Annotated in this window: 21 protein-coding genes and 1 riboswitch; of the genes, 6 read left to right on the plus strand and 15 right to left on the minus strand. The window is 67.0% G+C overall.

All coding sequences use genetic code 11. The annotated features are described in order from the left end of the window. Nucleotides 1–58: 58 nt before the first annotated feature. Nucleotides 59–1,375 (minus strand): bifunctional o-acetylhomoserine/o-acetylserine sulfhydrylase, encoded by a 1,317-nt coding sequence (locus ASF98_RS05660; RefSeq protein WP_055798661.1) that lies wholly within the window; start codon nucleotides 1,373–1,375, stop codon nucleotides 59–61. A gap of 69 nt (nucleotides 1,376–1,444) precedes the next feature. Then, a riboswitch (SAM riboswitch) is annotated at nucleotides 1,445–1,560 on the minus strand. Nucleotides 1,561–1,720: 160 nt separating this feature from the next. On the opposite strand from ASF98_RS05660, the gene ASF98_RS05665 reads away from it, so the two are divergent. Next, a complete protein-coding gene (locus tag ASF98_RS05665) occupies nucleotides 1,721–2,359 on the plus strand; it encodes a VOC family protein (RefSeq protein WP_055798664.1) in 639 nt (212 codons plus the stop codon). 161 nt (nucleotides 2,360–2,520) lie between these two features. Here the strand turns inward: ASF98_RS05665 and ASF98_RS05670 are convergent, their stop codons facing one another. Beyond that, entirely contained in the window at nucleotides 2,521–3,288 is a 768-nt protein-coding gene (locus tag ASF98_RS05670) for a CPBP family intramembrane glutamic endopeptidase (protein WP_055798667.1), read from the minus strand. A gap of 85 nt (nucleotides 3,289–3,373) precedes the next feature. Between ASF98_RS05670 and ASF98_RS05675 the strand changes: the two genes are divergently transcribed. Beyond that, entirely contained in the window at nucleotides 3,374–4,054 is a 681-nt protein-coding gene (locus ASF98_RS05675) for a histidine phosphatase family protein (protein WP_055798669.1), read from the plus strand. Between the two features lie 7 nt (nucleotides 4,055–4,061). On the opposite strand, the gene hutI is transcribed toward ASF98_RS05675, so the two are convergent. The 4 genes from hutI to tdh are packed head-to-tail and all read right to left on the minus strand — an operon-like array spanning nucleotide 4,062 to nucleotide 8,773. Continuing rightward, complete coding sequence (gene hutI / locus ASF98_RS05680; RefSeq protein ID WP_055798672.1) at nucleotides 4,062–5,282, minus strand: imidazolonepropionase; 1,221 nt, start codon at nucleotides 5,280–5,282, stop codon at nucleotides 4,062–4,064. Nucleotides 5,283–5,293: 11 nt separating this feature from the next. Beyond that, nucleotides 5,294–6,421 carry an NAD(P)/FAD-dependent oxidoreductase gene (locus tag ASF98_RS05685; RefSeq protein WP_055798674.1) on the minus strand — a complete coding sequence of 376 codons (1,128 nt, stop codon included), beginning with the start codon at nucleotides 6,419–6,421 and terminating at the stop codon, nucleotides 5,294–5,296. A gap of 40 nt (nucleotides 6,422–6,461) precedes the next feature. Next, on the minus strand, nucleotides 6,462–7,670 hold the full coding sequence (locus ASF98_RS05690) for a glycine C-acetyltransferase (RefSeq protein WP_055798677.1): 1,209 nt from the start codon (nucleotides 7,668–7,670) through the stop codon (nucleotides 6,462–6,464). Between the two features lie 56 nt (nucleotides 7,671–7,726). Next, entirely contained in the window at nucleotides 7,727–8,773 is a 1,047-nt protein-coding gene (gene tdh / locus ASF98_RS05695) for an L-threonine 3-dehydrogenase (protein ID WP_055798680.1), read from the minus strand. A 146-nt stretch (nucleotides 8,774–8,919) separates the two neighbouring features. Between tdh and ASF98_RS05700 the strand changes: the two genes are divergently transcribed. Next, nucleotides 8,920–9,828, plus strand: a complete 909-nt coding sequence (locus ASF98_RS05700) for a LysR family transcriptional regulator (RefSeq protein ID WP_055798683.1) — start codon at nucleotides 8,920–8,922, stop codon at nucleotides 9,826–9,828. A gap of 118 nt (nucleotides 9,829–9,946) precedes the next feature. On the opposite strand, the gene gatB is transcribed toward ASF98_RS05700, so the two are convergent. The 4 genes from gatB to ASF98_RS05720 all read right to left on the minus strand — a co-directional run bounded on the left by gatB (nucleotide 9,947) and on the right by ASF98_RS05720 (nucleotide 14,984). Continuing rightward, complete coding sequence (gene gatB / locus ASF98_RS05705) at nucleotides 9,947–11,455, minus strand: Asp-tRNA(Asn)/Glu-tRNA(Gln) amidotransferase subunit GatB (RefSeq protein ID WP_055798686.1); 1,509 nt, start codon at nucleotides 11,453–11,455, stop codon at nucleotides 9,947–9,949. Then, complete coding sequence (gene gatA / locus ASF98_RS05710; protein ID WP_055798689.1) at nucleotides 11,455–13,035, minus strand: Asp-tRNA(Asn)/Glu-tRNA(Gln) amidotransferase subunit GatA; 1,581 nt, start codon at nucleotides 13,033–13,035, stop codon at nucleotides 11,455–11,457. The genes gatB and gatA overlap by 1 nt, the downstream gene beginning before the upstream one ends. A 3-nt stretch (nucleotides 13,036–13,038) precedes the next feature. Then, entirely contained in the window at nucleotides 13,039–13,335 is a 297-nt protein-coding gene (gene gatC, locus ASF98_RS05715; RefSeq protein WP_028272567.1) for an Asp-tRNA(Asn)/Glu-tRNA(Gln) amidotransferase subunit GatC, read from the minus strand. A gap of 161 nt (nucleotides 13,336–13,496) precedes the next feature. Then, entirely contained in the window at nucleotides 13,497–14,984 is a 1,488-nt protein-coding gene (locus tag ASF98_RS05720) for a CitMHS family transporter (RefSeq protein WP_055798692.1), read from the minus strand. Between the two features lie 177 nt (nucleotides 14,985–15,161). Here ASF98_RS05720 and ASF98_RS05725 point away from each other — a divergent pair, with 177 nt between their 5' ends. Together ASF98_RS05725 and ASF98_RS05730 are read left to right on the plus strand one after the other, a co-directional pair. Beyond that, nucleotides 15,162–16,934, plus strand: a complete 1,773-nt coding sequence (locus ASF98_RS05725) for a sensor histidine kinase (protein WP_156372289.1) — start codon at nucleotides 15,162–15,164, stop codon at nucleotides 16,932–16,934. Next, entirely contained in the window at nucleotides 16,927–17,589 is a 663-nt protein-coding gene (locus tag ASF98_RS05730) for a response regulator (protein ID WP_055798696.1), read from the plus strand. Before ASF98_RS05725 ends, ASF98_RS05730 begins: the two co-directional genes overlap by 8 nt. 71 nt (nucleotides 17,590–17,660) lie before the next feature. Here the strand turns inward: ASF98_RS05730 and ASF98_RS05735 are convergent, their stop codons facing one another. Then, nucleotides 17,661–18,044, minus strand: a complete 384-nt coding sequence (locus ASF98_RS05735) for a RidA family protein (protein WP_055798699.1) — start codon at nucleotides 18,042–18,044, stop codon at nucleotides 17,661–17,663. 47 nt (nucleotides 18,045–18,091) lie between these two features. Beyond that, nucleotides 18,092–18,595: a GNAT family N-acetyltransferase gene (locus ASF98_RS05740; RefSeq protein ID WP_055798703.1), complete on the minus strand. Its 504-nt coding sequence runs from the start codon at nucleotides 18,593–18,595 to the stop codon at nucleotides 18,092–18,094. A 275-nt stretch (nucleotides 18,596–18,870) separates the two neighbouring features. Here ASF98_RS05740 and ASF98_RS05745 point away from each other — a divergent pair, with 275 nt between their 5' ends. Further along, the gene (locus ASF98_RS05745; RefSeq protein WP_055798706.1) at nucleotides 18,871–20,232 is read left to right on the plus strand and encodes an LLM class flavin-dependent oxidoreductase; all 1,362 of its coding nucleotides are present in this window, start codon (nucleotides 18,871–18,873) and stop codon (nucleotides 20,230–20,232) included. Nucleotides 20,233–20,234: 2 nt separating this feature from the next. On the opposite strand, the gene ASF98_RS05750 is transcribed toward ASF98_RS05745, so the two are convergent. The 3 genes from ASF98_RS05750 to ASF98_RS05765 form a co-directional block, all read right to left on the minus strand. Beyond that, a complete protein-coding gene (locus ASF98_RS05750) occupies nucleotides 20,235–21,047 on the minus strand; it encodes an inositol monophosphatase family protein (RefSeq protein ID WP_055798709.1) in 813 nt (270 codons plus the stop codon). After that, on the minus strand, nucleotides 21,044–23,353 hold the full coding sequence (ligA, locus tag ASF98_RS05755) for an NAD-dependent DNA ligase LigA (protein WP_055798711.1): 2,310 nt from the start codon (nucleotides 23,351–23,353) through the stop codon (nucleotides 21,044–21,046). The genes ASF98_RS05750 and ligA overlap by 4 nt, the downstream gene beginning before the upstream one ends. Before the next feature lie 300 nt (nucleotides 23,354–23,653). Beyond that, complete coding sequence (locus tag ASF98_RS05765; protein WP_055798718.1) at nucleotides 23,654–23,917, minus strand: hypothetical protein; 264 nt, start codon at nucleotides 23,915–23,917, stop codon at nucleotides 23,654–23,656. Nucleotides 23,918–24,055: the final 138 nt, after the last annotated feature.

Raw genomic sequence — 24,055 nt, forward strand, 5'->3', positions numbered from 1 at the left:
GCTAAGAATGTGACATCAATATGACTCCCGGCGTCGTGGACGCCGGGAGCCGTACTGGTCAGTCGCCCTTGGCGGCGCGGAAACCGGCGTCGAGGTCGGCGATGATGTCGTCGATGTGCTCCAGCCCCACCGAGAGGCGGACCAGGCCGGGGGTCACACCGGCCACGGCCTGCTGCTCTGCCGTCAACTGGCTGTGCGTGGTCGACGCCGGGTGGATGACCAGGGAGCGCACGTCACCGATGTTTGCCACGTGGGAGTGCAGCTCCAAGGCGTCCACGAACCGCTTGCCTGCCTCGGCCCCGCCGGCGATGTTGAAGGACACGATCGCGCCGGTGCCCTTGGGTCCATACTTGCGGCCGCGCTCGTACCAGGGGCTGGACGGCAGGCCCGCATAGGCGACGGATTCGACGTCGTCCCTGGACTCCAGCCACTCGGCGACGGTCACCGCGTTGGCAACGTGCCGCTCCACACGCAGGCTCAGGGTTTCCAGCCCCTGGGCGATGAGGAAGGCGTTGAACGGGGATACCGCCGAACCGAGATCGCGCAGCAGCTGGACGCGGGCCTTGAGGATGTAGGACAGGTTCGCCCCCAGTGCACCGTCCGCCCCGAGGTCGCGGGCGTAGACAAGGCCGTTGTAGGTGGGGTCCGGCGTATTGAAGCCCGGGAACTTCTCCGGGTCCTTTCCGAAGTCGAAGTTGCCGGAGTCCACGATCACGCCGGCGATGGCGCTGCCGTGCCCGCCGAGGTACTTCGTGGCCGAGTGCACCACAATGTCGGCACCCCATTCCAGCGGCCGGATGAGGTACGGAGTGGACAACGTGTTGTCCACGATCAGCGGGACGCCTGCCTCGTGGGCAACGCGGGACACGCCTTCGATGTCCAGGACATCCTGGCGCGGATTGGAGACCACCTCGGCGAAGAAGAGCTTGGTGTTCGGCCGGACGGCATCCTTCCACTGCTGGAGGTTGTCCGGATCCTCGACGAACGTCACGGAGATGCCGAACTTCTTCAGGGTGTGGGCCAGGAGGTTATACGTGCCGCCGTACAGGCTGGGGCTGGCCACCACGTGGTCGCCGGCTTCGGCCACGTTGAGGATGGCGAAGGTTTCGGCAGCCTGGCCCGAGCTGAGCAGGAGCGCTGCCAGGCCACCTTCCAGGCTGGCAACGCGCTGTTCCACCGTGTCCTGGGTGGGGTTGCCGATGCGGGTGTAGATGGGCGCCAGCTCGGCCAGCGCGAAGCGGTTGGCGGCGCTTTCGGCGCTCGGGAACACGAACGACGTCGTCTGGTAGATAGGCAGTGCCCTGGCGCCGGTGGCGCTGTCCGGCTCCTGGCCGGCGTGGATCTGGCGGGTTTCGAATGACCATGCGTTGGACATCGGAGAGCTCCTTCTGAGGAAGGGCACCTCTGCCCTGCAGGACATGCTGGACATTCCCTGGCAGGACTGGTGCCGCGCTTGCCGCCCGGCGGTTGCCGGAGGGCCAGGTCTTCACCCGGGGCACCCCACCGCGGAACGAGGGTTGCCGGCCAGCTAGCCGGGGCTTGATGCTGGCGCTCATGACCTGGCCCAAGTCTAGGAACGGCGGATTGCCTGTGAACAGCTTTGTGACGAAGGACGTCAGCGGCGTGATTTCACGGGCCTCAGGCCGGCCCGCCATGACATCCCATCTTGGTAAGGCCACCCTTAGCTGAGAGCTCCATCACAAAGTGCCAAGATGAGGGCATGCGCATGGATCACGTCTCTTACGCCTGTGAACAAGATGGCTTGGCTGCCACCACCGAACGTATTGCAACCGCCCTCGGCGTCGAAGCCGTGAAGGGCGGGGTACACCCCCGTTTTGGCACCCGCAACATGATTATCCCGCTGGCCGGGCACAAATACCTGGAGGTTGTGGAGGTCCTGGACCACCCGGCCTCCGACAAGGCTCCGTTCGGGCAGGCTGTCCGGGCACGCTCCGCAGCCGGCGGCGGCTGGATGGGCTGGTGCGTCGAAGTGGACGACCTGGCACCGTTCGAAGAACGCCTCGGCCGATCGGCTGTCAACGGCAACCGCAAGTTCCCCGACGGCCGCGAACTCGTCTGGAAGCAGATCGGCATCCTGGGCCTCATTGCAGACCCGCAGGTTCCGTACATGCTCAAGTGGGAAGGCGACCCGGAGCTTCACCCGTCCAACGCCTACCCAAGCAACGTTAAGATGTCCAGCCTCACCATCGCGGGCTCGGCCGAACGCGTCACGGAGTGGCTCGGTCAACCGGTCGAGAAGCCTTTGGAAGATGTGGCCGTCGAATGGATCGCCCCGAAGGGAACACCGGGGATCCTCTCCGTCACCTTCGAAACCGCTTCCGGGGCAGTAACCATCTGACCCGGTTCCACAACGTGGCCCCGCAAGGGACCACGCGGCAGCCTGCTGCCCCTTAACGGTGCCACACCATAAACTTCGGCCGCTATCAGCGGGTGCCAACGACGCCACCCACCGATAGCGGCCGAATCCTTTTAATCGAGCCCGAGCCAACCCAGCCCGATCTAACCCAGCCCGATCGCCTTGCCGAACAGGCTGAAGCCGACGAAAGCCACGATGTCCAGCAGCGCATGGGCGATCACCAGCGGCATGACGCGGCGGGTCTTCGTGTACACCCAGGCGAAAACAACACCCATGACGGCGTTGCCGATGAACGGGCCGAAGCCCTGGTAGAGGTGGTAGCTGCCGCGGAGCATGGAGCTTGCGAAGATGGCCAGCGGCATGCTCCACCCGAACTTCCCGAGCCGGTCCAGCAGGTAGCCCACCACGATGACTTCCTCGACGATCCCGTGCCGCACTGCGGAGAGGATCAGCACGGGAATGGTCCACCAGTAGGCGTCCAGCGCGCTGGGGATGATGGCGGTGGTGATGCCCAGCGCCCGTCCGGCCGCGTACAGCCCCAGGGAAGGGATGCCGATCAGCGCTGCCAGGCCCAGCCCCTGCAGCAGGTCCTTCCCCGGGCGGGCGAAGTTGAAGCCGAGTTTGCGGAACGCCGAAGCGCCGGACTCCCCCGCCCGCCGGTGTTCCGTGAGGAAATAGATCACCAGGACCACCGGCACGAGGGCGAACACAATGTCCAGCAACTGGTAGGTCAGGTCGAAGTATTCGCGGCTGCTCTGCGAGCGGTTGAGGGTGGAAGTGCCCTCCGCCAGGGGCGCACGCGTCAGCTTGTCGAGCAGCTGCACCACCGAATACACGGCGGACTGCCCCAGCGACAGACCCAGGACAATCCAGACTTCGATCCGCAGACGACGGCGGGAGGGAACCAGCATGTTCCTATCTTGCCTGCACTTGCTGGTTCTTTCCTGTCCGCTGCCTCACCGGAGCGGGGCGGCCCGGGGCCTATGCTAGGAATTTATGAGCGCGCCCGACAAAATCATCATGATCCGGCACGGCCAGTCCGCCGCCAATGCCGACACCTCCATCTACAACAGGGTCCCGGATTACCGGATACCGCTCACGGACCTCGGCGTGGCACAGGCACGGGCCGCCGGCGAGCAGATCCGCCGGGAGCTGGACGGGCAGCAGGTGTGTGTCTACGTGTCGCCATACCTCAGGGCATACCAGACCCTGGAAGCGCTCAACCTGGGCCCGCTCACTGAACGGGTCATCGAGGAGCCGCGACTCCGGGAGCAGGACTGGGCGAACTTCCAGATCGCCGGGGACATCGAGGACCAGAAGGAACTCCGCAACGCGTACGGCCATTTCTTCTACCGGTTCCGTGAGGGCGAATCCGGCTCGGATGTCTACGACCGGATCTCCTCCTTCATGGAAACCCTCCACCGGCACTGGGCCCGGCCGGACTACGCCCGCAACGCGCTCTTCGTGACGCACGGGCTCACCATGCGGCTCTTCTGCATGCGCTGGTTCCATTGGTCCGTGGAGTACTTCGAGTCACTCAACAACCCGGACAACGCCGAGGTGCGGACCCTGGTGCGCACCCGGATGGGCAAGTTCGAGCTGGACAAGCCCTTCAGCCAGTGGGAGGACCGCCGCGTCGACGAAACGGTGCTGGACGCACCGCCTATGGTCTTCTGATGCACCCTTAGCGGGCGCGGACGCCAGCCCGCCAGACTGCGTGGGTCAGCGGGATGCCCGGCCGGTAGGCCAGGTGGGTGGCAGACGGGGCGTTAAGCAGGTGCAGGTCCGCACGGTGGCCGACGGCGACCGACCCCACCGCCCGTTCGCCGTCGACGTCGTTCCCCACCTCCCGGTGCAGCGCCAGCGCGCCGCCGTACGTGGCGGCCCGGACGGCCTCGTGGACGCTCAGCCGCATCTGCAGCACGGCGGTGGTGACGCAGAACGCCATGGAGCTCGTGTAAGAGGTTCCGGGGTTGCAGTTGGAGGCAAGGGCCACCGGCACGCCGGCGTCGAGCAGTTCGCGGCCGGGAGCCAGCGGCTGGCGGGTGGAGAGGTCGCAGGCCGGCAGGCACGTGGCCACGGTCCCCCTGCCTTCGGCGGCGGGCCCGCTGCCCGCACCCTGCCACCCGGACCAGCTGCCCGCCAGGGCGTCCACGTCCGCGGCGGACAAGTAATTCACATGGTCCACGCTCGCCGCCCCGAACTCCACGGCCAGCTGCACCCCGGGTCCTTCGCCGAGCTGGTTGCCGTGGACGCGCAGCCCCAGGCCCGCATCCTTGCAGGCCTGCAGCACGCGGCGGGACTGTCCTTCGTTGAACGCCCCCTGCTCGCAGAACACGTCCGCCCAGCTGACGTAGGGGCGGACGGCCGCCAGCATGGGTCCGCACACCAGGTCGGTGTAGTCGTCGGCATCGGCGCCGGCGGGCACCAGGTGGGCGCCGAGGTAGGTCACTTCGTCGGCCACGGTGGAGGCGATGCGCGCGCTGCGGGCCTCGTTCTCCACGTCCAGGCCGTAGCCGGTCTTGGTTTCAAGGTAGGTTGTTCCCTGTGAGACCGCTTCCGCAACGCGTCCCAGGGCCAGCCGGGTGAGGTCGAAGTCGCCCGTCTCCCGGGTGGCGCCCGTGGTCACGGCAATGCCGCCGGCGCTGTAGCTCTCGCCGGCCATCCGCGCCTCGAACTCGGCAGTGCGGTCACCGGCGAAGATCAGGTGCGTGTGCGAATCCACCCAGCCCGGCAGCAGGGCGCGGCCGCCGGCGTCGACGGACTCGTCAGCGGCCGGGGCCGCCGACGACGGTCCGATCCAGGAGATGCGCTCCCCCTCGATCACCACGGCGGCATCCTTGAGGACACGGTGCTCCGCGTCCTGGGTCATCAGCTCGGCAATGTTGGTGATGAGGGTGCTCATAAGTCCATTCTTCAGTGCCGGATGGACCAGCGGGTCGCGGCCAGGGCCGCCGCTGTCCGGGATGCCGGACTGAGCCCACTTTCCTCGTCCCAGGCACGCTGCCCCACGGACGGGCCGGCCAGGATCAGCTCAGCAGCCAGTTCCGCAATGCCGGACGACGTCTGAAAACCATAACCGCCCTGCCCGGCGAGCCAGAAGAATCCGGTGGCTTCGGCGTCGAACCCCACAACCGGGACGCCGTCGGCGGCTTCCGTTCGCAGGCCGGTCCACGCGGACTTGACGTTCCTGATGCCCAGCGTGGTCACCGCGTTGAGCCGCGACACCAGCGCTTCGACGTCACCCGGGTAGGGCTTTGCGTCCTCGGGACCGCTCGGCACGGATTCAGACGGCGAAATCAGTACGTCGTCGCCTTCCTTCCGGAAGTAGAACGATTCGTCGGCCGCCGCCACCATGGGGCAGGACTCCGGGAGGGGACGCTCGACGTCGACAATCGCCGCCGTGCGGCGGTACGGCTGGAGGCCGAGCTTCTCCACGCCGCTGATCACGGCCAGTTCATCGGCCCAGGCACCGGCGGCATTGACGACTACGCCGGCTTCGAAGGCTTCCTGGCCGGCCCCGAGCTCCCACCCGGATCCCAGCCGCTGGGCGGAATGGACCTTGGCGCCGGTGATGATGTCCACACCGCCTGCCTCGGCCCGCTGCCGGTGGTCTTCCAGCAGCACGGGCGCGTTGCAGGCGAACGAACCGGTGTCCAGGCCGGCCGCAGTGAAGAATCCGGGATCCAGCACGGGGCACAGCGCCAGGGCCTCATCATGGGAGATCCGGTGCATATGGCCGCTGGCTTCTTCCCGGACAGAGTCCTCGTCGCCGATCAGCATGAAGCTGCGCGGCGACAGGACAGGCACCGGCAGCTCCGCGTCCCGCGCGGCGATCAGCCCGAGGGTGCGGAGGGTCAGCTCCTGCACCACTACGGGGCCATAGCTGGGGATCAGTTGCCGGGCTGAACGGGCCGACGTGTGATACGCCAGGGACTGTTCGGCCTCGACGAGCGCCACACTGCATTTACCGGCCAAGGCGGAGGCCAGGGACAGTCCGGCGATGCCGCCGCCCACAATCACCACATCGTAATTTGCTGACATGACTACATCCTTGCACCCGTCAGGACGTCACGTCAGTACCTTAGGCTCCCACCGCGTCGCGGCTGTCCACGAACGCCCTGACGCAGGCTTCCACATCCTCGGTGCTGTGCGCCGCGGAGAGCTGGACCCGGATCCGGGCTGCTCCCTTGGGCACCACGGGGTAGCTGAAGGCGGTGACGAACACTCCGTGCTGGAGCATCCGGTCCGCCACCTTCGCCGCCATCACGGCGTCCCCGAACATCACCGGCACAATCGCGTGTTCGCCGTCGAGGAGCTCAAAACCTTCTTCCGTCATGCGGGTCCGGAACAGCTCGGCGTTGGCGAAGAGCGTGGAGCGCAGCTCGGCGGAGTTCTCCACGAGGTCCAGTGCCTTCAGAGTCGCTGCGACGATGGCCGGCGCGAGGGAGTTGGAGAACAGGTAGGGGCGCGCCTTCTGGCGGAGCATGGCCACCACTTCGGCACGGCCGGAGACGTAACCGCCGGAGGCGCCGCCCAGCGCCTTGCCGAACGTGCCGGTGTAGATGTCCACCCGGTGGCCCACGCCGGCGTGCTCGGGGGTTCCCGCGCCTGTGGAACCCATGAAGCCCACGGCGTGTGAGTCGTCCACCATCACCAGGGCGTCGTACTTTTCTGCCAGGTTGCAGATGGCTTCGAGCGGGGCCAGGTAGCCGTCCATGGAGAACACGCCGTCCGTCACAATGATTTTGCGGCGGGCGGGCTTCTCCTGTGTGGTGGCCTCGACCAGTTTTGCTTCCAAGTCCGCCATGTCGCGGTTGGCGTAGCGGAACCGCTGGGCTTTGCAAAGCCGGATGCCGTCGATGATGGACGCGTGGTTCAGGGCGTCCGAGATGATGGCGTCCTCGGGCCCGAAGAGGGACTCGAACACACCGCCGTTGGCGTCGAAGCAGCTGGAGAAGAGGATGGTGTCCTCGGTGCCCAGGAACTTGGAGACGCGGGCCTCGAGAGCCAGGTGGAGGTCCTGGGTGCCGCAGATGAAGCGCACGCTGGCCATGCCGAAGCCGCGTTCGTCCATGGCGGCCTTGGCGGTGGCGATGACGTCCGGGTGGTCCGCCAGGCCCAGGTAGTTGTTGGCGCAGAAGTTGAGCACGTTGGCCCCGGCTTCGCCGATCTGGCCGGCCGTGATGTGGCTGGCCTGCGGCGAGTCGATGTGGCGTTCGGTCTTGAACAGGCCTGCGGTGCGGATCTCGTCCAGCTCGTTCTGCAGCTGGTCCTTGATGGCTGAATACATGGGGGGTTGCTCCTCAGCTGGGTGAATTCTTTGGTTGTGGCGCCGAATGGTGCGGGCTAGAAGACGGTCCAGTCGAGGACCACCTTGCCGCCCACGCCGGCGCGGGCAATCTCGAAGCCCTTCTCCCAGTCCGTGGCGGGCAGGGTGTCCGTGACCACCGCCGAGATGTTGGCGTGCAGCACCGGGTTGGAGGACAGCATGGCGCTCATGGCGTACCAGGTTTCGAACATTTCCCGGCCGTAGATGCCCTTCATGGTCAGCATATGCGTGACCACCTTGCCCCAGTCGATGTCGATGGACTGGCTCGGCAGGCCCAGCATGGCGATCCGGCCGCCGTGGTTCATGTTGTCGATCATCTCCGGCAGGGCGGTGGGGTGGCCGGACATTTCCATGCCGATGTCGAACCCTTCGCGCATGCCCAGTTCGCGCTGGGCATCCTTGACGCGCATCTTCGAGACGTCGATGGCGAGGTCCACGCCCAGCTGGCGGGCCAGCTCCAGGCGCGGAGCGGAAACGTCGGTGATGGCGATTTTCCGGGCTCCGGCATGGCGGGCGACGGCGATGGCCATGAGCCCGATGGGCCCTGCGCCCGTGATCAGCACGTCCTCGCCCACGAGCGGGAAGCTCAGGGCCGTGTGGACGGCGTTGCCGAAGGGATCGAAGATGGCGCCCAGTTCGGGGGTGACGGACGGATCCTGGTGGACCCAGACGTTGGTCTCCGGGATCACGACGTATTCGGCGAAGGCGCCGTCACGCTGGACACCGACGCTCACGGTATGGATGCACATCTGCCGGCGGCCGGCGCGGCAGTTCCGGCAGATGCCGCAGACAATGTGCCCTTCGCCGGAGACCCGGTTTCCCACCTTGACGTCGCGGACGTCCTCGCCGACTTCCACTACTTCGCCGTAGAACTCGTGGCCGGCGATCAGGGGTGCCTCGATCATGCCCTGGGCCCAGGCATCCCAGGACTGGATATGAAGGTCCGTGCCGCAGATCCCGGTTGTCATCACGCGGATCTTTACGTCGCCGGGGCCGGTTTCCGGCTCGGGGCGGTCCACCAGCTCAAATCCGGCGTGTGCGCCGGCTTTGTACAGAGCCTTCATTGGCTTCCTAACTCTCGGTGTTGCGTCTTGCGGTGCCCGCGGTGTGTCCGGGCTGGCTCCCTTCATTAGAACCACAAAGAAGCATTAGCACAACCGAATTCTTCTCAATCGACGATTTAGGATTCTCTAAGCAATAGACTCGGGGGATGGAAATCCATCAGCTGGAAATGCTTCGGGAACTCGGCGCCCTCGGCAGCGTCAAAGCGGTGGCCGAAACACTGCTGGTCACGCCCTCCGCGGTGTCCCAGCAACTGGCTGCACTCCAGCGCAGCGTGGACGTGCCGCTGACCCGCAAGGAGGGCCGGAACCTCGTCCTGACTGAGGCCGGCCAGGCACTCGCAGACGCCGGTGCCGCCGTCGTCAGCGCGATGGCCGATGCGCGGTTGGCGATCGGGGCGTACCACGGTTCCACGGTGGCGCCGGTGACGGTGAGCGGTTTCCACAGCGCCGGGCAGGCGCTCTTCGCTCCGCTGGCGCGGCTGCTCGACTCACCGGACAAACCAAGGGTGCTGCTCTCCGACGAGGACGTCGCCCAGCAGGACTTCCCTGCGCTGACCGCCCGCTACGACCTCGTCCTGGCGCACCGGATGGACCACAGCCCCCGGTGGCCGGAGGAACGGGTGGCCGTCATCCCGCTCGCGCACGAGCCGCTGGACGTGGCGCTGTCCGCCGGGCACCGGCTGGCGGGCAAGGAAACCTTGACGGCCCACGACGTCGTCGGCGAACCGTGGGTGACCAGCCACACCGGCTACTCCCCCGCGGACGTGCTGTCCGCCGTCGCCGCCGTGTCCAGCCGGGAACTGAACATCGTCCACCGGATCAACGACTACTCCACGGTGGCCGGGCTGGTGGCCACGGGCAGCGTGATCGGGCTGCTGCCGCGGCACACGGCGAAGCCGGTGCTGAACCCGGAGATCGTGCTGCGGCCGTTGCAGGGCATCAGCACCCGGCGCCGGATCGACATCCTCGCCCGGCCGGAAAACCTGAAACGAACCTCGGTGATGATGGTGTGCGAGGCCCTCGAGGACATCATGGCCGGGCTGGTCTCCCCTTAACCCAACCGGTCCCCTTAACCCCAACCGGTCCCCTTAACCCCAACTGGGTCGCAGTAGATGTCGTTATAAGCGCTCAAAACGACATTAACTGCGACCCAGTTGGGTTAAAACGGGTGGCTTAGCCTTCGACGCCGAGGCGCTCCAGGATCAGCTCCTTGACACGGCCGGCGTCGGCCTGGCCGCGTGTGGCCTTCATCACGGCACCGACGATCGCACCGATGGCCTGCAGCTTGCCGCCGCGGATCTTGTCCGCGACACCGGGCTGCGCGGCGAGGGCCGCGTCGATGGCTTCGAGCAGGGGGCCGTCGTCGGAGACCACGGCCAGGCCGCGCTTCTCCACGATCTCCGCCGGGGTGCCTTCGCCGGCGAGCACTCCGTCGAGTACTTCGGCGGCCATCTTGTTGTTGATCTTGCCGGCTTCCACCATCTTGTTCAGTTCCACGATGGTTTCGGGCTTGACGCCCAGCTGGCCGGGGTCCACGTCGGCGTTCTTGGCGCGGCCCACGATCTCGCCCATCCACCATTTGCGGGCCACGGTTGCCGTGGCACCGGCGGCGATGGTTTCCTCGATCTCGTCCATGACGCCGGCGTTGACCACGTCGCGGAATTCCAGGTCCGAATAGCCCCAGTCGGCCTGCAGGCGCTTGCGGCGCTCGGCCGGCGGTTCCGGCAGGGTGGCGCGCAGTTCCTCCACCCATTCACGGGAAGCCACAATCGGAACCAGGTCCGGCTCCGGGAAGTAGCGGTAGTCGTCGGCGTCGGACTTGGCCCGGCCCGACGTCGTCGAGCGGGTGTCCTCGTGCCAGTGGCGCGTTTCCTGGATGACCGGCTCGCCGGAGTCCAGGACGGCGGCGTGCCGCTGGATCTCGTAACGGACGGCGTGTTCGACGGCGCGCAGTGAGTTCACGTTCTTGGTTTCCGAGCGGATGCCGAAGCGTTCGCGGCCGTGCGGGCGCAGCGAGACGTTGGCGTCGCAGCGGACATTGCCGCGTTCCATCTTCGCGTCCGAGACGCCCAGGTTCTTGACGATCTCGCGGACCGCGGCGACGTAGGCCTTGGCCAGTTCCGGCGCGCGGCTGCCCGCGCCCTGGATTGGCTTGGTGACGATTTCCACGAGCGGAACGCCGGAACGGTTGTAGTCCACCAGGGAGTAGTCCGCGCCCTGGATGCGACCTGCGGAGCCGCCCATGTGGGTCAGCTTTCCGGCGTCCTCTTCCATGTGGGCGCGTTCGATTTCGACGCGGAACACGGTGCCGTCGGAGAGTTCGATGTCCAGGTAGCCGTCGTACGCGATGGGCTCGTCGTACTGGGAGGTCTGGAAATTCTTCGGGGTGTCCGGGTAGAAGTAGTTCTTCCGGGCGAAGCGGCAGGTCTCGGCGATCTTGCAGTTGAGCGCCAGGCCGATCTTGATGGAGGACTCGATCGCGGTCCTGTTCACCACGGGCAGCACGCCTGGCATGCCGAGGTCCACCTCGTTGACGTTCGTGTTGGGCTCGTCGCCGAAGACGTTCGGGGCGGAGGAGAACATCTTCGTCTTGGTGTTGAGCTCCACGTGGACCTCGAAGCCCAGGACGGGATCGTACTTCTCCATGGCCTCTTCGAAGCTCAGGGTTGCGTCAGTGCTCATTATTTTGCCTCCTGGGCGTCGACAAGGGTCTCGACAGGCTCGACCGCCGAGGCAGCCAGCTCCGGCGCACGGTCCAGCAACGGGCCGCCCCACTTCGCCTCGAGCAGCGATTCAAGCACCGCACCCACGCGGTACAGGCGCGCGTCCTGGCGGGCCGGGGCCAGGAGCTGGATGCCGACGGGGAGGCCGTCCTCATCGGCCAGGCCGCCCGGCAGGGACAGACCCGGGACGCCGGCCATGTTGGCCGGAATGGTGGCGACGTCGTTCAGGTACATGGCCAGGGGGTCGTTCAGTTTCTCGCCGAGCTTGAAGGCCGTGGTGGGGGCCGTCGGGGAAATCAGCACGTCGGCCTGGGCGAACGCAGCCTCGAAGTCGCGCTGGATCAGGGTGCGGACCTTCTGGGCCGAGCCGTAGTAGGCGTCGTAGTAGCCGGCGCTGAGCGCGTAGGTGCCCAGGATGATGCGGCGCTTCACTTCGTCGCCGAAGCCTGCGGCGCGGGTGGCGCCCATGACGCGTTCGATGGTGAGCGGCGCATCCTTGGGCAGCACGCGCAGCCCGTACCGGACGCCGTCGAACTTTGCCAGGTTGGAGGAAGCCTCCGAAGGCATGATCAGGTAGTAAGCGCCCAGCGCGTACTTGAAGTTGGGGCAGGACACCTCAACGATTTCCGCGCCGGCCTGCTTGAGCAGTTCGAGCGACTCGTTGAAGCGGTTCTCGACGCCGGCCTGGTAGCCCTCGCCGTGGAGTTCCTTGATGATGCCGATCTTCATGCCGTCCACGTTGCCCGTCCGTGCGGCGGCAACGAGGTCCTCCAGCGGATCCGGCAGGGACGTGGAGTCGTGCGGGTCGTGGCCGCCGATGACCTGGTGCAGGAGGGCCGAATCCAGCACGGTGCGGGAGACCGGGCCGATCTGGTCCAGCGAGGAGGCCATGGCGATGGCGCCGTAGCGGGACACGCTGCCGTAGGTGGGCTTGACGCCCACGGTGCCGGTGACGGCGCCGGGCTGGCGGATGGAGCCGCCGGTGTCCGTGCCGAGGGCCAGGGGCGCTTCGAAGGCGGCGACGGCGGCAGCGGAGCCGCCGCCCGAGCCGCCCGGGATCCGGTCCAGGTCCCACGGGTTGCGGGTGGGGCCGTAGGCGGAGTGTTCCGTCGAGGACCCCATGGCGAATTCGTCCAGGTTGGTCTTGCCCAGGATGGGCATCTTGGCGTCGCGGAGGCGCTTGACCACCGTGGCGTCGTACGGGCTGTGCCAGCCTTCGAGGATCTTGGAGCCCGCCGTGGTGGGCTGGCCGATGGTGACGATGAGGTCCTTGACGGCGATGGGCACGCCGGCGAGCTCGTGGAGTTCTTCAGCGGCTGCACCGCCAGCGGCGCGGATGGCATCCACCTCTGCGGCGACGGCGAGCGCCTCCTCGGTGTTGACGTGCAGGAAGGCGTGGACTCCCCGCGGGCCGCCGTCGACCGCTGCGATGCGGTCCAGGTAGGCCTGTGTGACTTCGACGGAGGTGACCTCGCCGGCCGCGAGCTTTTCAGCGAGCGCGGCGGCGGAGAGGCGGATCAGAACGTTGTTCTCAGTCATGTATCAGTCCTCATCCAGGATGGCCGGAACCTTGAAGCGGCCTTCGTATGCGTCAGGGGCGCCGCTCAGGGACTGCTCGGCTGTGAAGGTGTGGCCCACAACGTCCTCGCGGAACACGTTCGTCAGCGGAATCGGGTGGGACGTGGCCGGGACATCATCACCGGCGGCTTCACTTACGGACTTCACTGAATCGACGATGACGGCGAGTTCGCCGGCCATCCGGTCCAGCTCTTCTGCACTCATCTCGATGTGCGCGAGACGCGCGAGATGCGCGACGTCGTCGCGGTTGATCGCAGCCATGGATCTCCCCTGCAATGTAGTTTTGGTTTCCCCCATAGTCTACGTTGCAACAGTGTGCCCGCCTGACGACCCCCAGCGGGCGTCAGACGGGCAGCACCGACCTGCGGCACGGCTCCAAGCAGCATGGCTGCGGGCAGCCGGCAGCCGCAGGCAGCTTTACCCTAGCCGATGCCGATGGCTCCCGTCAGCATTCCGATACCGAGCATTACGAGGGAGACGACGGCACTGCGCCACAGCACCTTCTTGTGGTGGTCTCCCAGGTCCACTTTGGCCAGGGAAACCAGGAGCAGGATTGCCGGGACCAGCGGGCTCTGCATGTGGAACGGCTGGCCGGTGATGGAGGCACGCGCCATCTCGGCGGCGCTGATGCCGTAGTGCGCTGCCGTCTCGCTCAGCACGGGGAGTACGCCGAAGTAGAAGGCATCGTTGCTCATGAAGAAGGTCATGGGGATGCTCAGGACACCGGTGATGACGGCCATCAGCGGACCCATGTCGGACGGAATGATCTGCACCAGCCACGCGGACATGGCTTCAACCATGCCGGTGCCGGTCAGCACGCCGGTGAGGACTGCCGCGGCCATGACCATGCTGACGACGGCGACGATCGACGGCGCGTGGGCCACGATCTGCGCGGCCTGGTCCTTGACGTGGGGGAAGTTGACCAGCAGGGCGATGGCCGAGCCCACCATGAAGACGTACGGCAGGGGCACGAGGTCCGCGATGAGCATGCCCATCACGGCGATGGTCAGGCCCAGGTTGAACCACTGCAGCTTGGGGCGCAGGGTCTTGCGGTTGGGGTCAAGGGCGGTGTCGGCCATGGCGGTATCACTGTCGTCCACGAGCATCTCGGTGCGTTCCAGGACGGCGACGGAGGAACCTCCGACGGCGGGAGCCGGCGCAGTGCCGGAGCCCTTGCGTCCGCGGCCGGTTCCGGAACCGCCGGTGCCCGTACCGCCGTCGAACGTGCCGCCGTCGAACTTTTCTGCGGTGAACGGCTCTGCTGTGGACGGCGTTCCCCAGATTTCAGGCCGGGTGGCGCGGAGGCGGTTGCGCTCCTGCAGGCCCAGCACCCAGGCGAAGACCAGGACGACGGCGAGGCCGGCGATCAGGGACGGGATCATGGGGACGAAGACGTCGTTGACATCGATTTTCAGGGCGCTGGCGGCGCGGGCGGTGGGGCCGCCCCACGGCACGATGTTCATGGTGCCGTTGGCCAGGCCGGCCACGCAGGTGAGGACTACGGGGCTCATCTTCAGCCGGAGGTAGATAGGCAGCATGGCCGCGGTGGTGAGGATGAAGGTGGTGGAGCCGTCGCCGTCCAGGGACACTGCGGCGGCCAGGAGTGCGGTGCCGAGGACCACCTTCGCGGGGTCGTTGCCCAGCTTGCGGAGGATGAACCGCACCAGCGGGTCGAACAGCCCGACGTCGATCATCAGGCCGAAGTAGATGATGGCGAACATCAGCAGCGCGGCGGTGGACGTCATGGACTTCATCGAGTCCAGCACCATGTCCCCGATGCCCAGCCCCGCCCCGGCAAACAGCCCGAAGACGGTGGGGACGATGATCAGCGCCAGCACCGGCGTCAACTTCTTCGTCATGATCAGCACCATGAATACCGCGATCATGGCGAATCCAAGTATTACCAGCACGGCCGGCTCCTTTGTCAGTCAATGGCACCACTCCGGTGTGATGCGCACTACAGACGTTAGAGTGGCCCGCGTCACGGCAGTGCCTTTGGCTCAATTGATTGGCATACTGCTTATTGGGAGCATTTTGCTCATTTAGCTCAGCACCCCGCTCCGTCACAAAAACCCGTCAGGAGGGCAATGAAGCGTCCGGCACCGAGGCAGCCCCTGCGGTTTTCCACCCAGACCCTACTGCTCCAGCTCGGGGTGGTTCTGCTCGTTGTGCTGCTCAGCGGCGCCGTGCATGCATGGCTGACGTACGAGCGGCTGGGCCGTGAAGCCGAAAACCAGGCGCTCACCCTGGCCCGCACCGTCGCCTCGGATCCCGCGGTCCGCCGCGAGGTCCAGGCCATCAGCCGCGAGGCGGGCACTCCCCCGGCATCGGTGCTGCTGGCCGGCCCCCTGATGGCGGTCGCCGAAGGCGCCCGGACCCGCACCGGAGCCCTGTTTGTGGTGATTACGGATGAAACCGGCCTGCGGCTCGCGCACCCGGACGCCGAACGGCTCGGTGAAAAAGTCAGCACGGATCCCTCCGAAGCCCTCTCGGGCAAGGAGGTGACCACCCGGAACACCGGAACGCTGGGTCCCTCCGCGGGGGCCAAGGTGCCGGTTTTCGCCCCGGACTCGGACACCGTGGTGGGCGAGGTCAGCGTGGGGTATTCCACCGAGAACGTGGTCCAGAGCCTGGCCCGCGACATTACGCCCATCGCGCTGACGGCCGCCGGCTCGCTGCTGGCCGGAATCCTGGCCTCGTTCCTGCTGCGCCGCCGCCTGCAGCGGCTGACGCTGGGCTTGGAGCCGGAGGAGATCAGCACGCTGGTCCACGACCAGGTGGCGGTCCTCCAGGGCGTTGACGACGGCGTGATCGGCGTCTCCGCCGACGGCAGGATCAGCGTCTTCAACGCCGCCGCGCAGAGGCTCCTGGAGCAGCCGGACCTTGCCGGCACGCCGTGGAAGCAGGCTCCGGTGCCGGAGCAGCTGAAGGCCCTGACCCTGCCCGACGCGGCCGAGGCCGACGCCGTCGAAGTCATCGCCGGTGCCCGCGTCCTGGTGGCCAGTGCCCGCAAGGCGCTGCACCGGCAGGAAGACCTGGGCTGGGTGGTGATGCTCCGCGACCGTACCGAGCTCCAGCACCTGACGCGCCAGCTGGATGCCGTGGGGACCATGTCCACCGCGCTGCGGGCGCAGCGCCACGAATTCGCCAACCAGCTGCACACCATCGCCGGGTTCATGAGCATCGGGCAGCACCAGCAGGCCCGCGACTACCTGGCGCGCCTGGCCGCCACCGGCCCGCTGAAGTTCCCGGTGGACCAGGCCGAACTGCTCCAGGACCCGTACCTGCAGGCGTTCGTCGGCGCCAAGGGCGTCGAGGCGGACGAACGCGGCGTGACGCTGCGGATCGGCCCCGAAACCCTGGTGCGCGGCCAGGTCACCGAGCCGCAGGACGTCACCACAGTGTTGGGGAACCTGATTGACAACGCCGTGAACGCCGCCGTCGCCGGCTCCGCGGCGGAGCGCTGGGTGGAAGTGGAACTGCTGGACGAACCGGGGCCCGACGGCGGCACGCTGCACATCGTTGTCGCGGACTCCGGCGACGGCCTGGCCACCGGCCAGCCTGGCGAAACAGGGGCGGTTGCGGCGGACACAGTGTTCGCCGAGGGATATACGACGTCGGTGCGGCCGGCGCGTGCCGGCGGCGGGCAGGGGCTGGGGCTGGCCCTGGCCCGGCAGCTCGCGCGCCGGCGCGGCGGGGACGTCCGGGTCCTGGAGCCCGGCTCCCCCGGCGGCCCGGGCGCCGTATTTATGGCGACGCTGCCGCGGACCACCGCCGACTCGTCCGGGGCGGGTTCATCCGGGGCGGGTTCGCCCCGGGCGGGGACCGAAAACACAGTTGGAGAGGACAACCATGCCTGACGATCTCAGGGTGCTGATTGTGGATGACGATTTCCACGTCGCCAAGCTGCACGCGGCTTATGTGGATTCGGTGGCGGGTTTTATGGCACTCCCGCCCGCGGGTTCGGCGTCGCTGGCGCTGCAGGCCATCCACAGCCTGCGCCCCGACCTGGTGCTGCTGGATGTGTACCTGCCCGATGCGTCCGGCCTTGACCTGCTCGGGCAGCTGGACGTGGACACAATGATCCTGAGTGCGGCGTCGGACGCGGCGTCTTTGCGGGTGGCATTCCGCCGTGGCGCCCTGGGCTACCTGCTGAAGCCGTTCACGGCCGAGTCCCTGTCGCAGCAGCTCCGCTCCTATGCCCGGTACCGGCGGATCCTGTCCCAGCCGGGTGCGCTGGACCAGGACACGGTGGAACGCGCCAAACGCTCGCTGATCCCCGGCGACGTCACCCCGTCCGCCAAGCCGCGCTCCGCCACGGAGGCGGCAGTGCTCGAATCGCTGGAACCCGGGGAGCAGTACTCGGCAGCCGAAGTGGCAGGACGCGTCGGGGTATCCCGGGCCACCGCCCAGCGGTACCTGTCCTCACTGGCGGACGACGGCGCCGTCGACATCCAGCTGCGCTACGGAACCACAGGCCGCCCGGAACACCGCTACGGCCTTCCGGCGAAATAGTCCCCACAGCCAGCGCGAACGGACACTTGAGGCCCGGGCCTCAAGTGTCCGTTCGCGCTTTTGGGAATCTGCTAGCTGGCGCTCTTCTGGGCCACGAGTTCGATCTCGACGAGCATTTTGGGGTCGAGGAACGGCAGCACGTGGACCAGGGACAGCGTCGGGCGGATCTCGCCGAACACTTCACCGTGCGCGCGGCCGGCGTCTTCCCACTTGCTGATGTCCGTCAGGTAGAGCTTGGACTGCACGACGTCCTCGTAGGCGAACCCGGCTTCTGCCAGGACGGCACCAAGCTTTTCGAGGATGAACTTTGTCTGGGTGTAGAAGTCCTCGCCCACGATTCCGTTGTCCCCGCTCGCCGCAGTGGCGGAAATGTACAGGGTGTTGTCCACCTGCACGGCCCGGGAATAGCCGAGGGTCTGCTCCCACAAGGAGCCGGAGCCGAATGTCTTGCGCATGGGTGTGCCTTTCGATGGTGCCTGGATTCGGCACCACTTTAGGGCGGCTACACGTCGAGCCGGTAAACCAGCAGCTTTATGTCGGTGTCCGAGACGAACCAGTCGCGCTCGGGAACGCGCTGGAAGCCTGTCTTGCGGTACAGCCCGTGGGCGCTTTCCCAGGTCCGGCCGGTGGTCAGGGCCACGGCCTTGACTCCGTCCAGCGACTTCGCATGCGCAATGATCGCCTCGACCATGGCCTTGCCGGCGCCGCTGCGCTGCACCGACGGATCCACTACCAGCATGCGGAATTCGAGTTCGTCGGGCAGTGCGATGTCCGCAAACGGTTCACCGGCGACGGCGAGGGTCACCGAACCGACGATGTGCCCCGCCCGCTCGGCTACCCAGATGGTGGCCTGCCGTGCCCGTGTGGCGACATCCTGGATCTGCTGCATGTAAGGGTGGTCGGCACTCGCGAAGTAGCCCGCGGCGAGGTAGGCGTCCCGCGTAATGCGGGCCACGGCGTCGAAATCTGCCGGGATGGCGGGGCGAATGAGGATCTGCGAATGCACTTATCCATGGTAGTCGCCGGCACCACTCCGTGCGCCCGAAAAGGCCGTTTCCGTGACTCAACTATCACTATGCGCTGAACCGCTCCGGGCGTGCCGAGTCGCCTCCCGGGGTTGCGTTCTGTGTCCGGGTATTGCCCAGTGTTGCCCGGCATTGCCCCGTATTTCCGGGCGTTGCCCCAGTGGTCGGCGGCACTGGCCCGTCGCCGCGGGGCTGTGGTTGATTGGCACCACCGACGCCGGCAACCGACACCGCCCCGACAGACAGGACCACTCCCATGGCACGCACCCAGCGCACACTGCACCTCAATGCATTCCTCATGAGCACCGGCCACCACGAAGCCTCCTGGCGGCTGCCCGAAAGCAACCCCCGGGCCACCACGGACATCAGCCACTACCGCAACCTCGCCCGGATTGCCGAGCGCGGCACGTTCGATTCCATCTTCTTCGCCGACTCGCCCGTGATCTTCGGCCACGTGGGCCGCCGGCCGGCCGGCAAGCTCGAACCCACGGTGCTGCTGACCGCCATCGCCGCGGCCACCGAGAAGATCGGCCTCATTGCCACGGCGTCCACCACCTACAACGATCCGTTCAACCTCGCCAGGCGCTTTGCCTCCGTGGACTTCGTCAGTGGCGGGCGTGCCGGCTGGAACGTCGTCACCACTGCAGGGCCCGACGCCGCGCGGAACTTCGGGGTCGACGACCAGCCTGCGCACGCCAGCCGTTATGAGCGGGCAGCAGAGTTCCTGGACGTCACCGGCAAGCTGTGGGACAGCTGGGATGACGACGCCGTTGTGGCGGACAAGGAGGCCGGAGTGTGGGCCGATCCGGACAAGGTCCGGGCGATCGACCACGTGGGCAAGCATTTCAGCGTGCGCGGGCCGCTCAACGTTCCGAGGTCGCCGCAGGGATACCCGCTGATCGTCCAGGCGGGCTCTTCCGAAGACGGCAAGGGCCTGGCTGCCCTCTACGCTGAGGCCGTGTTCACCGCCCAACAGACCCTCGAGGACGCCCAGGACTTCTACGCCGACCTCAAGGCGCGCACCGCGGCGGCCGGACGCGACCCCGAGGGTATCAAGATCCTTCCGGGCATCGTGCCTGTGGTGGCCGGCACGGAAGCCGAGGCCAAAAAGCTGGAACGTGAGCTCGACGATCTGATCCGTCCGGAATATGCACGGATCGAACTGGCGAAGACCCTGGGCGTCAGCCCCGAAGACCTGCCGCTGGACCGGCAGCTGCCGGCGGACCTCCCCGATGAGGATTTCATCCAGGGAGCGAAAAGCCGTTACACGCTGATCGTGGAGCTTGCCCGCCGCGAACGGCTCACGGTGCGCCAGCTGATCGGACGCCTCGGCGGCGGCCGCGGGCACCGTACGTCCTCGGGAACACCCGAGCAGGTGGCCGATGCCATCCAGCTCTGGTTTGAAAACGGCGCAGCCGACGGCTTCAACATCATGCCCGCAGTGCTCCCCTCAGGGCTGGAGGCCTTCGTGGACCACGTGGTTCCGGTCCTGCGGCAGCGCGGCCTGTTCCGCACCGAGTACACGGCCGACACGCTGCGCGGGCACTACGGGCTGGAGCGGCCGCTCAACCGTTACTCCGGTGCCGCCGGGCTGGCGGCCGCGCGCGCCCAGGCCTAAGCCTAGAGAGGGAACTTGCCCGACAGCTCGAGGGTCCCGGCGCACGTCCACGCCGCCAGGCGTTCATCGTCCGACGGTCCGCCGTCGAGGGGACTCGTGAGACGCGGCCGGCGGACCCAGCATCCGGCTTCCTCGGCGATGAGCGCACCGGCTGAAAAGTCGTGCTCGTTGAGCCCGCGTTCGCCGAAGGCGTCGTGGGTTCCGTCGGCCACCAGGCACAGGTCCAGGGCAGCCGAGCCCAGCCGGCGCATGTCGGCGAAACCGTCCATGAACCCGCCGAGAGCTTCGGCCTGTTCGGCACGGATGCCGGGATCGTAGCTGAATCCGGTCGCCAGGATTTGCCCGGCACGGCCCGGAACGGGACCGGTGAGCTGGGTCCGCTGCCCCTGCTCCTCCAGCCAGGCGCCTCCGCCGCGCGAGGCGTAGTAGACCCGGCCCAGTGCCGGGGCATTGACGACGCCGGCCAGCCAGGTGCCGTCAGGATCCGCCACCGCCACTGAGGTGCCGTAGTAAACGATGTTTCGGATGAAGTTGGTTGTACCGTCCAGCGGGTCGATTGACCAGCGGTATCCGCTGGGATCGGCCCGGCTGAGGGTGCCGTGTTCCTCGCCGGTGACTGTGTCCTGCGGCCGGACGCGGTTGATCACCTGGCGCACGGCGTTCTCGGCGGCGACGTCGAAGGCCGTGACCCAGTCCCCGGAGGCTCCCTTGTTGCTGGCGTCCAGTGCTTCGGCGTTACGGGTGGCGAGCACGGCGGCCCCGGCTGCGGCAGCCGCCTTTGCCACCTCTAGCAGTTCGGCGGGCGTGACACTCATTCTGTCAGCGCCTCCTGATGGTCTTCGAGCTCGTCACCGTTGCCGGCGGCTTCTGCTGACCCTGCAGAGTCAGCAGGGTCCGCCGAGTCCTTGGGGCCGTTGGCCAGGAGCGCGCGGAAGCCGTCCTCATCCAGCACCGGCACGCCGAGCTGCTCGGCCTTGTCCAGTTTTGTGCCGGCGTTCTCGCCCGCCACGACGTAGCTGGTGTTCTTGGAGACGGATCCAGCGGCCTTGCCGCCCCGGATGAGGATGGCTTCCTTGGCCTCGTCCCGGCTGAAGCCTTCAAGGCTTCCGGTGACCACGATGGTAAGTCCTTCGAGGGTACGCGGAGTGGATTCGTCCTGCTCATCCGCCATCCGCACGCCGTCTTCGGACCAGCTGTCCACAATTTCACGGTGCCAGTCCTCGGCGAACCATTCCTTGAGCGCAGCGGCGATCACCGGGCCCACACCGTCGACGTGGGCGAGTTCCTCCTCCGAGGCCTGCCGGATGGCATCCATTGAGCCGAAGGCCGTGGCAAGCGCCCGTGAGGCCCGGGGCCCGACGTGCCGGATGGACAGCGCCACGAGGACGCGCCACAGCGGCTGGGTCTTGGCCTTCTCCAGTTCGCTGAAGAGTTTTTCCGTGGTGGCCGTGGGCTTGGACGGGGACTTGGCCGTGCCCTTGCTGTAGAAGTACGGGACGAGTTCGAATTCCCCGGTGGCCACGCCCTTGGACCGCTTCTCGCGGCGGATCCGAACATCGGCCAGGTCTTCGCGCGTGAGCCGGAAGAGGTTGGCTTCGCTGGTCAGCGGCGGCGTTTCGGGCTCGGCCGGCTGGGTGAGGGCAATCGCGGCTTCCCAGCCCAGCGCCTCGATGTCGAACGCGCCGCGGCTGGCAACGTGGAAGACGCGTTCGCGCAGCTGGGCCGGGCAGGACCGCGAGTTGGGGCAGCGGATGTCCACGTCCCCCTCTTTCCCGGGGGCAAGCGGTGTCCCGCAGGACGGGCACTCGGTCGGCATGACAAAATCCCGCACCGGCGGGTCCTGCTGGTCCCGGAGCGCAAGCACCGGTCCCACGATCTCCGGGATGACGTCCCCAGCCTTCCGGAGCACCACAATGTCGCCGATTTTCACGCCCTTGGCCTTGACGACGTCTTGGTTGTGCAGGGTGGCCATTCCCACGGTGGACCCGGCCACCTTGACCGGTTCCATGATGCCGAAGGGGGTCACCCGCCCGGTGCGGCCCACGTTGACAGCGATGTCCAGGAGCTTGGTGTGCACTTCCTCCGGCGGGTATTTGTAGGCGACGGCCCAGCGCGGCACCCTCGAGGTGTAGCCGAGGGCGCGCTGCGTGGCGAAGTCGTCCACCTTGACCACAATGCCGTCGATCTCATGGGTGAGGCTGTGCCGCTTGTCGCCGTAGCGTTTGATGAAGGCGAGCACTTCCTTGAGGCTGCCGAGAACCTCGAAGTAAGGGCTGGTGGGGAGGCCCCACTCGGCGAGCTGGCGGTAAGTGTCCGACTGGCTGACGGTGTCCAGCCCCTCGCGGGCGCCGATGCCGTGGACATACATGCGCAGCGGGCGCTTGGCGGTTTCTGCAGGGTCCTTCTGCCGGAGCGAGCCGGCGGCGGCGTTGCGCGGGTTGGCCAGCGGCGCCTTGCCCGCCTCGATCAGGGCCTCGTTGAATTCGGCAAAGGCTTTGGAGGGAATGAACACCTCGCCGCGAACCTCCATCTCGGCCGGGTAGTTCCCGCCGGTCAGCTGCTGCGGGATCTCCTTGATGGTCAGCACATTGTGCGTGATGTCCTCGCCGGTGTAGCCGTCCCCCCGCGTGGCTGCGCGGACCAGCTTGCCGTCGCGGTAAAGCAGGTTCACCGCAAGGCCGTCGATCTTGAGTTCGGTGAGCCACGCAGGTCCGGCCGTGCCGTTTCCGAGTTTGGCCACGGATGCTTCCGCCTTGGCAATCCACGCTTCGAGCTCCTCGAGGGAAAAGACGTCCTCCAGGCTGTACATCCGCTGCAGGTGTTCGACGGCGGTAAAGGCGGCAGATACTTCGCCGCCCACTTCCTGGGTGGGCGAATCGTTGGCCACCAGCTCCGGGTGCATGGCTTCCAGCGTTTCGAGGCGCCGGAAGAGTTCGTCGAAGTCAGCGTCCGAAATGATGGGCGCGTCCTCCTGGTAGTACGCGAAGCGGTGCTTGCGGACCTCTTCGACCAGGTTTTCGTATTCCTCGCGCACTGCGCCGGAAGGCACCTTTTCCTGGCCCGTACCTGCCCCGATAGTGTCCTGCGTTTGCGTGTCTGCTGCCGTGTTCCCTGTGCTCACAGACCTATCCTGCCTTAGATCTCTGACATTGTCTGGCTCCCGGCGCGCACAGGCCCCGGACGCATTGTTGCGTCCGGGGCCTGTCTTCCAGCGTTACAAGGGCAGGCCGTTCCTAGCGGGAAGCCTCTTCCTGCTGGGCGGCGTTCTTGGTTGCCTGCTTGCCGGCTTCCTCCAGCGCCTGGGCCACCTTGGCCAGGGCCGTCACGTGCGAACCGGACCATTCGCTGGCGCGGCAGCGTGGTCTCGCTGATGTGCGACGCCGGAGACCGGTACGCCGGCAGCTACTACAACGAGGAGTTCCTAGCGGGAAGCCTCTTCCTGCTGGGCGGCGTTCTTGGTTGCCTGCTTGCCGGCTTCCTCCAGCGCCTGGGCCACCTTGGCCAGGGCCGTCACGTGCGAACCGGACCATTCGCTGCGGAACTTCTCCGCATCCGGACCCTTCCAGTCCGTGCCGTTAAGAGCCTTCGTCAGCTGCGACTTGGTCTTCTCGATCTCGGACGAACCAGCCTGAAGCTTGGTTCCGAGCGCCTTGAGCTGAACAATGTCTGCACCCCAAATAGCCATTAGTTTTCTCCTTCAGTCAACGGACCCGATCCGATCGGCATCCCCAGCGGCCCCCGGCTCATCCGGAAGATCCATTACCTAGAAACTATCCCGCGGCCCGACACTCCGTCGATGGGCACCGCTCCCCATGCAGCCCTG

It is taken from the genome of Arthrobacter sp. Leaf337 (assembly GCF_001423745.1).
Taxonomy (GTDB): domain Bacteria; phylum Actinomycetota; class Actinomycetes; order Actinomycetales; family Micrococcaceae; genus Arthrobacter.